Annotated in this window: 11 protein-coding genes; 4 read left to right on the forward strand and 7 right to left on the reverse strand. The window is 68.8% G+C overall.

Annotated elements, in window-relative coordinates:
• Positions 1 to 24: 24 nt before the first annotated feature.
• The 5 genes from PMI01_RS00530 to dapB all read right to left on the reverse strand — a co-directional run bounded on the left by PMI01_RS00530 (position 25) and on the right by dapB (position 5,399).
• A complete protein-coding gene (locus PMI01_RS00530) occupies positions 25 to 450 on the reverse strand; it encodes an Hsp20 family protein (RefSeq protein ID WP_007661614.1) in 426 nt (141 codons plus the stop codon).
• A gap of 166 nt (positions 451 to 616) precedes the next feature.
• Positions 617 to 970: a YdbL family protein gene (locus tag PMI01_RS00535; protein ID WP_007661616.1), complete on the reverse strand. Its 354-nt coding sequence runs from the start codon at positions 968 to 970 to the stop codon at positions 617 to 619.
• Between the two features lie 13 nt (positions 971 to 983).
• Positions 984 to 1,163: a YnbE family lipoprotein gene (locus PMI01_RS00540; protein WP_007661618.1), complete on the reverse strand. Its 180-nt coding sequence runs from the start codon at positions 1,161 to 1,163 to the stop codon at positions 984 to 986.
• Positions 1,164 to 1,194: 31 nt separating this feature from the next.
• Positions 1,195 to 4,488, reverse strand: a complete 3,294-nt coding sequence (locus tag PMI01_RS00545; protein ID WP_007661620.1) for an intermembrane phospholipid transport protein YdbH family protein — start codon at positions 4,486 to 4,488, stop codon at positions 1,195 to 1,197.
• Positions 4,489 to 4,586: 98 nt separating this feature from the next.
• Positions 4,587 to 5,399, reverse strand: coding sequence for a 4-hydroxy-tetrahydrodipicolinate reductase (dapB, locus tag PMI01_RS00550; protein WP_007661621.1), 813 nt, complete (start codon positions 5,397 to 5,399; stop codon positions 4,587 to 4,589).
• Between the two features lie 241 nt (positions 5,400 to 5,640).
• Here dapB and PMI01_RS00555 point away from each other — a divergent pair, with 241 nt between their 5' ends.
• Entirely contained in the window at positions 5,641 to 7,929 is a 2,289-nt protein-coding gene (locus PMI01_RS00555; RefSeq protein WP_007661623.1) for an NADP-dependent malic enzyme, read from the forward strand.
• A gap of 37 nt (positions 7,930 to 7,966) precedes the next feature.
• Here the strand turns inward: PMI01_RS00555 and PMI01_RS26840 are convergent, their stop codons facing one another.
• A complete protein-coding gene (locus PMI01_RS26840) occupies positions 7,967 to 9,265 on the reverse strand; it encodes a DUF6161 domain-containing protein (RefSeq protein ID WP_007661625.1) in 1,299 nt (432 codons plus the stop codon).
• Positions 9,266 to 9,708: 443 nt separating this feature from the next.
• Here PMI01_RS26840 and PMI01_RS00560 point away from each other — a divergent pair, with 443 nt between their 5' ends.
• Positions 9,709 to 10,128, forward strand: a complete 420-nt coding sequence (locus PMI01_RS00560; protein WP_007661627.1) for a GNAT family N-acetyltransferase — start codon at positions 9,709 to 9,711, stop codon at positions 10,126 to 10,128.
• 276 nt (positions 10,129 to 10,404) lie between these two features.
• Here PMI01_RS00560 and PMI01_RS00565 read toward each other — a convergent pair whose 3' ends face one another.
• A complete protein-coding gene (locus tag PMI01_RS00565; RefSeq protein ID WP_007661629.1) occupies positions 10,405 to 10,617 on the reverse strand; it encodes a helix-turn-helix domain-containing protein in 213 nt (70 codons plus the stop codon).
• A 154-nt stretch (positions 10,618 to 10,771) separates the two neighbouring features.
• Between PMI01_RS00565 and PMI01_RS25895 the strand changes: the two genes are divergently transcribed.
• Both PMI01_RS25895 and PMI01_RS00575 read left to right on the forward strand, forming a co-directional pair.
• On the forward strand, positions 10,772 to 11,272 hold the full coding sequence (locus PMI01_RS25895; RefSeq protein WP_007661630.1) for a hypothetical protein: 501 nt from the start codon (positions 10,772 to 10,774) through the stop codon (positions 11,270 to 11,272).
• Between the two features lie 272 nt (positions 11,273 to 11,544).
• Positions 11,545 to 12,794 (forward strand): sensor histidine kinase (locus PMI01_RS00575; protein WP_007661632.1); only part of this gene is annotated, 1,250 nt, incomplete at its 3' end.

Consider the following 12,794-nt stretch of genomic DNA (forward strand, 5'->3'; position numbering starts at 1 on the left):
ATCGCGAAGGGCGTATCGGGCGGCTCAGCCCAGGGAGCGGATCGGGATGCGGCGGACCAGCCGTTCAGGCTCGGGCCGGGCCAGGTCCACGTGCAGCAGCCCGTGTTCCAGCGTCGCGGCCGTGACCTCCATGCCGTCGGCCAGCACGAAGGTGCGCAGGAAGCCGCGCGCGGCGATGCCGCGGTGCAGGTAGGCCCGGTCGGCTTCCGACTTGCCGTCCGCCTCGCGCCGCCCGGCCACCACCAGCTGGCCGCCTTCGACGGTCACCTGCAGCTGGTCTGGCGAGAAGCCGGCCACCGCCAGGGTGATGCGCACCCCGCCGTTCTCGGCCTGCTCGACATTGTAGGGCGGATAGCCTTCGGCGGCGGCCTTGGCCGCGCGCTCGATCAGGTCTCGTGTGTGTTCGAAACCCAGCAGGAAGGGGCTGTCGAACAGGATCGTCCGGGTCATCGCGAAGTCCTCGCTCAAGCGACTTCGTGCGCGAGGACCAAGCCCGGAATCGGCGCCAGGCCTCGCGACGTGAGGCTTAGGTGGCGATGACCGGGGGTGGGTTCAAGGTGCGGAGGCGGAGGATGGGGATGGGGACACGCGCATGCGCGCGTCCCCAAACGCCGTCCTACTTCTTCGTCCAGCCGCCATCCAGCGGCTTCCAGTACTGGCCCGGCGCCAGGCGGGCGTAGAGCTGCTTGGCGGTGGCCTGGCCGGCGGCCTCGGCGGTGACGCCGGTCTTGGCGGCGGTGTCCTTGTAGACGGCCGCGCGGCCGGCGTTGATCTCGGCCACGGCGGCGCGCAGCGCGCCGTCGCCGCCCGAGACGACGCCCAGGAAGCCGTCGGCCTGTTCGCCCACGGTTCCGGACGCCTTGCCGGCGTCGACGGCGGCCTTGGCGGCGGCCGATTGGGCCAGGGCGGGAAGGGCCACGGCGCCCAGCGAAGCGGCCAGGGCCAGGACCGTCATAGTCTTGCGGATCATGTCGGTTCCTCTCTTAGAACAGGTTCGGGTTTTGCTGGATCGCCGTCTGGACTTCCTTGTCCAGTTGCACGCGCACATTGGCGTCCAGCTTGGCGTAGATGTTGATCGGGTCGACCTTGACGTGGATCGTCGGGGCGCAGGCCGCCAAGGCGCCCGTCGCGATAAGGGCCGATATCAGGGCGCTCTTGTTCATGCGTTTCTCCATTCGAGTGAAATCTGCGACTTCAAGGCTGAACCCCATCTGAACGCGGCGGCGGAGGCGGAGGCGTATCGACCGGCGGCGCGGCGGGCCCCGGCGTTTGCGACTGGGCGTCCTGCCAGGCCCGTTTCCACCCCGCGAGAAGCTCATCGAAATTCAACGACGAGTCGAGGGTCAGATCGACCGGGGTCTTGGCGGGCAGGGGGATGCGGCGCTGGAAGGCGGTGCCGCGGATCAGCTCCAGCAGGCCGACCTTGGCCTTCTCGGCGACCTTGGGGTCGTGCTCGCCCTTGATGTGGAACAGGATGCCCAGCTGGCCCTTGTCGGTGCTGTTGACCTTGGCCTCCAGCATCTCGAAGCTCAGGTTCTCCATGGCCTGGTAGGCGAAGTCCTGGATGGCGTTGACCTGGGCGGGCTTGGCCGCCATCAGCGGATCGTTGGGATCGACCCCGCCCTGGCCGGCGGAGACGTCGCCCAGCGCCTCGCGGGCGATCGACAGGCGGCCGGGCTGGGTGGCGTAGATCCGGCCGTCCAGGAAACGCAGGCCGGCCGGGCTGTATTCGAACGGCAGACGGCCGTCGACGATGGCCTCGACCTTGATCTTGTCGGCCATCGACGAGCCGGCGACCAGCTCGCCCAGGTCCAGGTGCTGGATGTTGACGACGCCCTTCAGCGTGCCCTTGCCGTCCAGGGGCACTTCGATCGGCTCGATCGAGACGCTGCCCTTGGCGGCCTCGAAGACGGTCGACCGCAGGTGCAGCGCCTCGGCGTCCAGGCTGAAGTCCGCCACCACCGCCTGGATCGGCACGATGGCGTCGACCCGCTCGATCTTCAGGGTCTGGTCCGGGGCGCTGATCAGCGGGGCCAGGCTGGTGAAGGCCACGTCGCCCTTCAGGGTGGCCACGAAGCCCAGGGGACTCTTGAAGTTCAGACCCGGCGTCGACAGCCGACCCTCGCTGGTCATGGTTTCGCCGGTCCAGTCGAAGCGGCCGGTGAAGGCGACCGGACCGTCGGCCTCGCGGGCGATCGCGGCCAGGGGCGACAGGCCCAGGGGCTGGAGGCCGCCCTTGACGAACACCATGCGCGAGGCGTCGATCAAGGCCTCGCCGCGACCGCTGGCCACGTCGTGGCGAAGGGTGATCTTGCCGACCGGACGGCCGTCGAGGGTGGCGGCGTCGAAGCCGCCGATCCATTGGCCGCGCGCCAGGTTGACCGCCCCGGTCGCCGCCATGGTTTCGAAGCGCCGGGCCGCCGCCGCTTCGACCAACCGGGCGGCGGTGACCCGCACCTGCGCCTCGTCGAACCCGCCGCGACCGCCGCCCTCGAAACCGGCCGTCACGCCCTCGACGCGCGCCTCGGCCACATTGACCAGCGCCTGGCCGTGCTCGATCCGGGCCGAGGCATGCCAGGCCCCGCCGGCCGCCTGGACCAACGGCCTGGCCGTCGGGCAGGCGTCGAACCTGAGGTCGGAGATCGGCGGCTCGCCCATCTCCCAGGTCTTGGCGGTCAGCGGCGTGCAGCGCGCCAGCCGCAGGGTGAAGGTGTCGCCGACCAGCTGGGCCCGGCCGTTCAGGGTTCCCGACAGCCCGGTGACCGGCGGCACGTCGAGGGTTCCGGCCAGGACGACGTCGCTGGTCAGGCCGCCCGGACCCGACCGCCAGTTCGGGGCCTTCAGGGTGATGTCGGGCAGGCCGCCGCCGCCCAGGGCCAGGGCCACCCGGCCGCCGGCCCCGTCGCCCGCCGCGGCGACCAGCGGTCCGCCGGACGCGGCGAGGGTCGCCTTGGCGCCGCTGGCGGCGGTCAGGGCGACGGGACGCGGCAGGAACAGGCTGGTCTGTCCGTCCCGCACGGCCAGCCGCAGGGCGGGCGCCGAGACCTCGAAGCGCGACAGGGCGGCGGCCGCGGCCTTGGCGTAGTCGGGATTGGGCAGGGCGGCGGTCAGCCGCTGGGCGTCGGGTCCGGACACCACGCCGTCGGCCCCGGCCTGGCCGTCCAGCCCCAGGCTGACCCCGTCGCTCCCGGCCGAGAACCGCCCCTTGCCGCTGGCCGCCAGGCTGGACAGCACCACCCCGCCGACCGCCGCGCGGCCGCTGCCCAGGGTGACCGCCATCGGCCCGCTGAGCGACTGGCGGTGGGCGTCGGAGATCGCCGTCAGGCTGGTGGAATTGACCTCGATCGCCGTCCGCGACAGGGCCGCGCCGCCCGCCACCGCCCGCTCGGCCGTGGCCGCCAGGCGGGTGCGGGCCGAGCCCCGCGCCCCGGCCGGATCGTAGGTCACCGCCAGGCCGGTCAGGTCGAGGTCGGCGACGACGTCACGGCTGTCCAGCGTCGGCGCCGTCAGCCGCTCGCCGCGCGCGTGTAGGGTGGTGTGGCCGGTGAAGCCCCCGCGCTTGAGGTCGCCGCTGAGCAGACCGGTCGCCGCGAAATTGGCCTCCAGCCCGCCCAGGGTGGCGGTGTCGAGGTCGGCCCCGCGCGCCTTCAGCGCCAGCCGCACCTCGGCCGGCCCGACCATCGACAGCTTCTGGAGGTCGGGATAGGCGATGTCGGCCTGCAGCGCGCCCTGGGCGTCGGTCAGGTCCAGCTGGCCCGTGCTCAGCGACCGCATGTCCAGGTCGACGTCGAGGGTCAGCCGCTCGCCACGCTTGCGGGCCTTGAGAAACAGGCCGGCGGTGTCGAACGACAGGTCCTTGGTGGCGTAGCGCAGCGGGGCCAGACGGCCGTCGAAGCGCAGCAGCTTGCCGTCGTCCAGGCTGGCGTCGCCGGTCAGACGCGCCGCGCCGCCGGGCAGGCGCAGGCTGACCCGGGCGTCCTCGACCAGGATCGCCGGCCCCGGCGCGTTCGGCTCGCTGGGGGTCTTCAGCGCCTCGTCGATCAGCGGCTGCAAGGCCCCGAAGTGGAAGCCGTTCTGGTCGAGGCTGGCGTTGAGGCGCGGCCGCACCAGGCGGATGGCCCGGGTGTTGAGCGCGAACTTGCCGGAACCGCTCCAGGGGGCGGCCAGGTCGTAGGCCACCTCGATTCGCTCGGCCGAGAACACCGGCGCGTTCCTGGGGCCCAGGCGGATCGAGCCGGCGAAGCCGGTGGCGTCGAGGTCGTCGAGGTCGAGGGTCGCCTCGATGCCCTTGTCCTCCAGCCAGGCCACGGCCAGCTCGCGGCTGATCTCGCGGCGGCCGGCATAGGCGGAGAAGCCCACGGCGACGAAGGCCAGGGCGGCCAGCGACATGATTTCCAGACCGGCGTCGAGCATCGCCGCGCGGCGGGGCCGGCGGGTCGGGGGGGACGGCTTGGCGTCAGGCTGGGGGTCGGGCGGGGGCTCGGCCATCGGGGGCACAATGCCGCAACAGGCGGCGATTGTTAGGTCCTATTTATTTTGGTCGCGCGACGGGCGCCGAAACCGGCGGCCACTTTCGGCTGTCGCGCTCATGCCTCAAAACCCAGGACGTCTTGCATGTCGTAGAGCCCCGGCGGCTTGTTCCGGGCCCAGATCGCCGCCGCGATGGCCCCGCGCGCGAACAGGCCGCGGTCGGTGGCCGAGTGCGACAGGGTCAGCACCTCGGACTCGCCGGCGAAGATCACGCTGTGCTCGCCGATGATCCCGCCGCCGCGCACCACCGAGAAGCCGATCGCCCCCTCGCGGCGCGGACCGGTGACGCCGTCGCGGGCCCGGTCGGCCACCGCGTCGAGGTCGACGCCGCGCCCCGCGGCCACGGCCTGGCCCAGCATCAGGGCGGTGCCGGACGGGGCGTCGATCTTGCGCCGGTGATGGGCCTCGAACACCTCGGCGTCCCAGTCGGAAGCGGGCAGGGCGGCGGCGGCTTGCCGGACCAGGCCCAGCAGCATGTTGACGCCCAGCGAGAAATTGCCCGAGCGGACGATGGCCACCTTGCGAGCCGCCGCCGCGATGCGCGCCGACTGCTCGGGGGTGAAGCCGGTGGAGCCGATGATCACCGCCGGCCCGCCGCGCGTCGCCCCGGCCAGGTCGGCGCAGACCTCGGCCAGCTCGGCCGAGGCCTCGGGCAGGGTGAAGTCGATCACCGCGTCGGCCCCGGCCAGGGCCTCGAACCGCCCGACCAGGCCCTCGCCGCCGGTCCCCGGACGCCCGAAGCGGCCGGCCAGGGCGACGTCGGCCCGCCCCGCCATCGCGCCGGCCACGGCCAGGCCCATCCGGCCCAGGGCGCCGGCCACGGCGATCTTCGCGACACCGGGCGTGGGGGCTGGCTCTGGGTGGCTCACGGCGATCTCCGGAAAAATGGCGAGGCAGGTAGTCTCCCGACACGCCCCGTCAGGTCAATGGCGCAAGCCCTGACAAGGTTGTCAGGCTTACGCAACGCCAAGCAGAACAAGCGTTTGCGAGACATTTATCGGTCCGGCGGAGGTTGTGAGCCGCCGGACGCCTCGCTACGGTGACCGCAAATAAGGGCGCTTCGCATTGTCCGGAGCGTCCCATCAGCTTGCACGGCGGGACCAGGGGTACATGAGCGACACGGAGAAGAAGACCTTCACGGACGAGGAAGCGCTGGCGTTCCACCGCTATCCGACCCCCGGCAAGATCGCCATCGTGCCGACCAAGCCCATGGCCACCCAGCGCGACCTGTCGCTGGCCTATTCCCCCGGCGTCGCCGTGCCGGTCCACGCCATCGCCGCCGACCCGGACATGGCCTACGAATACACCTCCAAGGGCAACCTGGTGGCGGTGATCTCCAACGGCACCGCGATCCTCGGCCTCGGCGACCTGGGGGCCCTGGCCTCCAAGCCGGTGATGGAGGGCAAGAGCGTGCTGTTCAAGCGCTTCGCCGACGTCGACTCCATCGACATCGAGATCAGCAGCAAGGACGCCGACGAGGTCATCACCGTCGTCAAGAACATCGGCGTCACCTTCGGCGGCATCAATCTCGAGGATATCAAGAGCCCCGAATGCTTCCGCATCGAGACCGAGCTGCAGGAGCTGCTCGACATCCCGGTGTTCCACGACGACCAGCACGGCACGGCGATCATCTGCGCCGCCGGCCTGATCAACGCCTGCCACATCACCGGCAAGAACCTGGCCGACGTGAAGGTGGTGCTCAACGGCCCCGGCGCGGCGGGCATCGCCTCGCTGGAACTGATCAAGGCCATGGGCGTGCGGCCCGAGAACGTCATCGCCGTCGACAGCAAGGGCGTGCTCTACCAGGGCCGCACCGAGGGCATGAACCAGTGGAAGAGCGCCCACGCGGTCGACACCCCGCTGCGCACCCTGGCTGAAGCGGTCAAGGGCGCCGACGTCCTGCTGGGCCTGTCGGCCAAGGGCGCGTTCACGCCCGAGATGATCGCCAGCATGGCCCCCAACCCGGTGATCTTCGCCATGGCCAACCCCGATCCGGAGATCACCCCGGAAGAGGTGCGCAAGGTCCGCAAGGACGCCATCATGGGCACCGGCCGCAGCGACTATCCCAACCAGGTCAACAACGTCCTGGGCTTCCCCTACATCTTCCGCGGCGCGCTGGATGTGCGGGCCCGCCGCGTCAATCACGAGATGAAGATCGCCTGCGCCAACGCCCTGGCCATGCTGGCCCGCGAGGACGTGCCCGACGAGGTCGCCGCCGCCTATCACGGCCGCCAGCTGAAGTTCGGCCCGGAATACATCATCCCCTCGGCCTTCGACCCCCGGCTGATCTGGTACATCCCGCCCTTCGTCGCCCAGGCGGCGATGGACACCGGCGTGGCCCGCAAGCCGATCGCCGACATGGACGCCTATCGCGCCAGCCTGGCCCAGCGCCTGGACCCCACCGCCGGCTTCCTGCAGAAGATCAGCGGCGCCGTGCTGGCCAAGCCCAAGCGCATCGTCTTCGCCGAGGGCGAGGACCCCAGCGTCATCCGCGCCGCCTACGCCTTCCAGACCGGCGGCTACGGCAAGGCCATCCTCTGCGGCCGCGAGAACCTGGTGCAGGAGAACATGCGGGTGGTCGGGCTCGACCCCGACCTCATCGACCTGGAGATCGTCAACGCCCGCCTCAGCGACCGCAATCCCGACTATGTCGACGCCCTCTACCTGCGCCTGCAGCGCCAGGGCTACCTGAAGCGCGACGTCCAGCGGCTGATCAACCAGGACCGCAACAGCTTCGCCGCCTCGATGGTCACCCTGGGCGAGGCCGACGGCATGGTCACCGGCGTCACCCGCAGCTTCGACCAGGCCCTGGAAGAAGTGCTGCGCGTCGTCGACCCGGCCGACGGCGGCCGGATCATGGGCATGTCGGTGGTGCTGGCCAAGGGCCGCACAGTCTTCGTGGCCGACACCAACGTCACCGAACTGCCCGAGGCCGAGGAGCTGGTCGAGATCGCCTGCGAGACGGCCCGCGCCGTCGCCCGCCTGGGCTTCAAGCCGCGCGTCGCCTTCATGAGCTACTCGACCTTCGGCAACCCGATGGGCCTGCGCTCGGAAAAGGTCCGCGAGGCGGTGGCCATGCTCGACGAGATGGACGTCGACTTCGAATACGAGGGCGAAATGCCGCCCGAACTGGCGCTCGACCCCGAGAAGCGCGCCAACTACCCGTTCATGCGCCTGACCGACAGCGCCAACATCCTGATCATGCCCGCCATCCACTCGGCCTCGATCGCGACCAAGCTGGTGCAGTCGCTGGGCGGGGCGACGGTGATTGGGCCGGTGCTGCTGGGGTTGTCGAAGTCGGTGCAGATCTGTCCGCTGGGGGCTTCGGTGTCGAAGATCCTGAACATGGCGATGATGGCGGCGTATGAGGCGCCGGCGGAGGGGGTGGGGGCGGAGTAAGAGGGCGAGGGAGTAGGGCGCGTAGATCGACGGCTGGCTATGGCTTCCCAGAGACTGGACCGCCAACGCCCGCCTTCGATAGCAAGGTCGTCAATCCGCCGATATCTGGTGCGCCATCATCCCTTACCAGGCCGTCTGAGGACGCGCGGAACAAGGAGCCAAGGACGAGCACCCGTTCAGTGGTATCGATTTTATTCTCTTGTGTTAGCGCCAAGTATGTTTCGACCATCACCGCGCGTTCCTCCGCGTCGATAGCCAAGTGGCTTTCACTCACATAAGTCCGGCTAATCAGGCGGCCGATCCAGAAGATTATAGTGAGAACAAATGCCGCGATCCCAAGCACCGAGTAAGTTGCCTGCCACTGCCTCGTTTCTTTAAAGACTTTTGCAATAAGATCCAAAATCCACGATACGCCATGTGTAATACCAAAATACACTAAAGAAGTTGCAAATATTAAACCTACTACACCAGAAATCCAACTCTTTACCCGATGCCCCTTAGCCTTATCACGCCAGTATGTTACGGGTGCTTTTAACCCCATATGCTCTGAGTATGTTTTTTCCGTTTGCTGTATGCTCGCAATAGAATCGTCTTTCTCGCGAAGAAGGCTAGCGACCTGTTCGTTTATTTGATTCCTAAATTGGGCAATCTCATCGAAATTTCGCTGGATAAACTCGCGTCGACTGCGCCGCCCTGTATCGAGCAATTTTTTGAAATGTCGTGTATGACGACGTTCCGTAATCTCAATGCGGCGATCTAAGTCATCCGCCTTTTGCTCTGCGCGCTCTTGTTGTCTGCCGAGTTGCTTGAGCAAGCTTGAGAGGCCACTTTGCACGCTTTGTCGAGCGGCTTTACCTGTGCCGGATAGAAATTCGTGAGCGGCAAACAAGCCCCTTACTTGCTCTGGGTCTTGTCCATCAAATCTTCGATCGGTGAGAGCTGCTAGTGCTCCGATTGCGGCGCGTTCGCCAATATTGGTGCGAACATTGTCGATAAGAGCCCGCCGCGGAGAACCGGATACCGGCAACGGAATACCATCCTGAAAATAACTTCTAAACCAATTTTCAGCCTGCTCTAGGTTTCCATTATTCAAAGCATCCAAGGCGGAATTTACGTTCTGCCAGTGGGTATCCCATAGTAATCGGATGCTTGAAAGAACATCGTTGGGATTATTCATATTTCTAATACTTGAAAGCCAATTCCACCCATCCAGCTCGCTTTGGAGGAACGCTCTAAGCTCCTCCACTGTGCGCATATGGACGCTACCAGCGTCTTTCAAATCGAATGTAATTGGTAGTGGCAAGGCTTCCCCCTGTTTTCGCAAGCGGAGCTCCATCCGCCCCTCGGCGGGTGACGCCACGTCCTGAAACCCTTGGTGGAATTGGAGCTCTGGGGTCTGACCGTGTCAAGGATCGCCTCCGGCGACCGCGTCGCGGCGGCCCGGAGGGCCGTCCTTGACACGGTCAGACCCCAGAGCAGGCTCGCCACCATGGATTTCAGGGCGCGGCCTGGCCGCCGAGGAGCGGTCCGGCTGGGCGAGGGGGTGGCGGCCGGACAGCCGGGGACATGCTCTCACGGCAGTGCGCCGGCCCGGCTTGCAGGGGGAAGCCGTGAGTGCGTGTCCCCGACGGATCCGCTGAGTTTGGCTCGAAGGCCTGTTCGGGGCGAAAATTCCAGGCCGTGGATGTCGTTGGGGACACGCACTCACCCCACGGTCCCGGGCCGTTTGGCCGGGCGGGCCATCTTCTCCCGCGCGGGGAGAAGGCTTAGATCACCCCCATGATCATCCTCGCCCAGACCGACGCCGAGATTCTGGCCACCTTCGAGGTCATGGCCCAGTTGCGCCCGCACCTGGCCCGCGACACCTATGTCGCCCGGATCCGGGGGCTGATGGCCAGCGACGGGTTCCGGCTGGCCTATGTGGCCGAGGACGGCGCGGCGCGGGCCGTGGCGGGATATCGGGTGCTCGACATGCTGTATTGCGGCCGCTTCCTGAGCGTCGACGACCTGGTGGCCGACGACCGGCTGCGTTCGCGGGGTCACGGCAAGGCGCTGATGGACTGGCTCAAGGCCGAGGCCCGGCGCGAGGGCTGCGGACACCTGGAGCTGATCTCCAACGTGGTCCGCGAGGCCGCGCACCGGTTCTATTTCCGCGAAGGCCTGGCCGTCGACGCCTTCCATTTCCGGGTGAAGCTCTAGGCGGGCCTGTTCGGGGCGAAAGTTCGAGGCCGTGGACGCCAGTCGCGGCGATGGCGGCCGGGGACATGCTCTCACGGCAGTGCGCCGGCCCGGTTTGCAGGGGGAAGCCGTGAGTGCGTGTCCCCAACGGATCCGCTGAGTTTGCTTTGAAGGCCTGTTCGGGACGAAAATTTGAGGCCGGGGATACCGTTGGGGACACGCACTCACCCCGCGGTCCCGGGTCGATTTGCCGAGGCCTTGCCGTGAGAGCATGTCCCCAGCGCACGACCGATCCGGCTAGCCCTTCAGCCGGACCCCTGGGCCGCCGTTGGCGTCGGCTGGGATGAAGACGATCCCGCCACCTTCCAGGACCCGCTGCACGCCGTCGAGGGTGCGCGAGTGCATGTCTCCCTTGCCCGACTCGAACCTCTGCACCGTCGAGGGCGCGACCCCGGCGGCGGCGGCGAGTTCCCTCACGCCCAGGCCGAGGGCGGTGCGGGCCAGTTTCATCTGGAGCGGCGTTATAATCGACACAGGTTTAGCATCCACGCGCACAGTGTATTGACATTGTCGGTTCGACGTGCGCATGGTCGCGCACGTCGAACTCAACCTCCACCGATCATAGCAGTTGATCGGGCCGAGCGCTCGCGCCGGGAGCCGCCGCATGTCCGAAGGCAAGGCCGATCCGACCGCCGTTTCCCGCCGGGTGCTGATCGGCGCGCCGGTCCTGGCCGGGGCGGCGGGGCGGTCCCGGGCCGACGACGTCGTGGCCCGAAGCGCGGCCTTCCTGGCGGTCGACGCCGAGATCGGGCGGCTGAGCGGCCGCTGGGGCGACCTGGAGGCCCTGGCCATCGGCCGGCACGCCTGGTTCCTCCACGCCGGGCGCCGGCGCCTGACCGTCCCCGAAGGCCGGGAGATGGCCAGGATCGACGCGGTGCTGGAGACCCTGTTCGAGCGTCGGGTCGAGCTCCTCGACGGCCTCTGCGCCGCCCCGGCCGTCGATCCCGGCGCGGCGGCGGCCAAGCTGGCGGTGGCCGCCCGGGTGATCTGCGCCGACACCGACGAACGCCTGCACCGCCTGCTCGACGGCCTGGCGCGCGACCTGGCCGCCATGCGCTGCCCCCATTGCCGGGCGCCGCTGGTGAGCGGGACGCCGGGGCCGTAGCTCACGCCCTTGCCCCCACCTGACCGCTTCGCGGTCTGTCGCGGCGAAGGGGCGGAGCACTCTTCCCCCCATGGGGGAAGACGGCCGAAGGCCCGTAGGGGGCAAGTGGGCGCCCCTCTGGACACGGGTCTTTCGCGAAACCGTTGAATGGAGGCATGATGCGGCGTGGCTGCTTCGTTCGCCCGACGGGGCCGCCGACGAGCCCGCCCGACGAGAAAGAGCGCCATGATCGCGAGACGACTGGTCGGCCACCATCGCGCCCGCGCCCGCCCATGACGGAGAACGCCGCGCCATCGCCGGTCTCGCCCAGCGTCACCACCGCGCTGAAGCACGCGCCGCTGGGCATCGCCATCTTCGACCGCGAGATGCGCTACCTGGCCGCGTCGCGGCAGTACCTGACCGACCAGGGCCTGCCCGCCGACCTGCCGCTGCTGGGCCGCGTGCACTACGAGGTGTTTCCCGAGATTCCCCAGCGCTGGCGCGACCTGCACGCCCAGGTGCTGGCCGAGGGGGTCGAGCTGCACAACAGCGACGGCGACCGCTATGTCGACCGCCGCGGCCAGGTCGACTGGATCCGCTGGTCGATGGCCCCGTGGCGCACCGACGACGGGGCGATCGGCGGGCTGGTGCTGTATACCGAGGTGGTCACCGGGGCCGTCGAGGCCCGGCTGAAGCTGGAGGCCGCCGAGGCCCGCTACCGCGCGGTGTTCGACCAGGCGGCGATGGGCGTGGCGCGGGTGTCGTCCAGCGGCCGGTTCCTGGAGGTCAACGACCGGTTCTGCGCCATCACCCGCCGCGACCGCGAGGTCCTGCTGGCCTCGACCTTCATGGACATCACCCCGGGCGAGGACACTGTGGCGACGGCGATCACCCAGGGCCGGGCCCTGCTGACCGGCGAGATCGACAGCTACGCCATCGAGCGGCGGGTCGAGGGCCGCGACGGGCCGGTCTGGGTGCACGTCACCGCCTCGCGCGTCGATCCCGGCGACGGGCGCCCCTATCTGGTGGTGATCATCTCCGACATCACCGCCCGCAAGCAGGTGGAGTCCGAGCAGCAGCACTATCAGGGCCAGCTGCGGCTGCTGATCAACGAGCTGAACCACCGGGTGAAGAACACCCTGGCGACCGTGCAGTCGATGGCCTCCCAGACCCTGAAGAACGAGCCCCACCCGGCCGTGGCCTTCGAGAAGTTCGAGTCGCGGTTGATGGGGCTGTCCCAGGTGCACGACGTGCTGACCCGCGAGAGCTGGCACGGCGCGGGCCTGCGCGACGTCGCCGAGCGGGCCCTGGCGCCGTTCACCGAGGCGACCGGGCGGCTGAGCATCGACGGGCCGCCGGTCTGGCTGGCGCCGGGCGGGGCCCTGACCATGGCGCTGATCTTCCACGAGCTGGCGACCAACGCCCTCAAGTACGGAGCCCTGTCGAACGCCGACGGGCAGGTGGCGCTGCACTGGACCTATGACACCGGCAGCCGGGACCTGGTCCTGGCCTGGACCGAGTCCGGCGGCCCGCCGGCGGCCCC

It is taken from the genome of Caulobacter sp. AP07, assembly GCF_000281955.1.
In the GTDB taxonomy this organism is placed as follows: Bacteria; Pseudomonadota; Alphaproteobacteria; order Caulobacterales; family Caulobacteraceae; genus Caulobacter.

Coding starts and splice junctions, on each gene's coding strand:
- PMI01_RS25895 (WP_007661630.1), top strand. CDS start 10,772: ATGTCCGAAGGCAAGGCCGATCCGACCGCCGTTTCCCGCCGGGTGCTG.
- PMI01_RS00560 (WP_007661627.1), top strand. CDS start 9,709: ATGATCATCCTCGCCCAGACCGACGCCGAGATTCTGGCCACCTTCGAG.
- PMI01_RS00545 (WP_007661620.1), bottom strand. CDS start 4,488: ATGGCCGAGCCCCCGCCCGACCCCCAGCCTGACGCCAAGCCGTCCCCC.
- PMI01_RS26840 (WP_007661625.1), bottom strand. CDS start 9,265: ATGGAGCTCCGCTTGCGAAAACAGGGGGAAGCCTTGCCACTACCAATT.
- PMI01_RS00530 (WP_007661614.1), bottom strand. CDS start 450: ATGACCCGGACGATCCTGTTCGACAGCCCCTTCCTGCTGGGTTTCGAA.
- PMI01_RS00555 (WP_007661623.1), top strand. CDS start 5,641: ATGAGCGACACGGAGAAGAAGACCTTCACGGACGAGGAAGCGCTGGCG.
- PMI01_RS00540 (WP_007661618.1), bottom strand. CDS start 1,163: ATGAACAAGAGCGCCCTGATATCGGCCCTTATCGCGACGGGCGCCTTG.
- PMI01_RS00535 (WP_007661616.1), bottom strand. CDS start 970: ATGATCCGCAAGACTATGACGGTCCTGGCCCTGGCCGCTTCGCTGGGC.
- PMI01_RS00565 (WP_007661629.1), bottom strand. CDS start 10,617: ATGAAACTGGCCCGCACCGCCCTCGGCCTGGGCGTGAGGGAACTCGCC.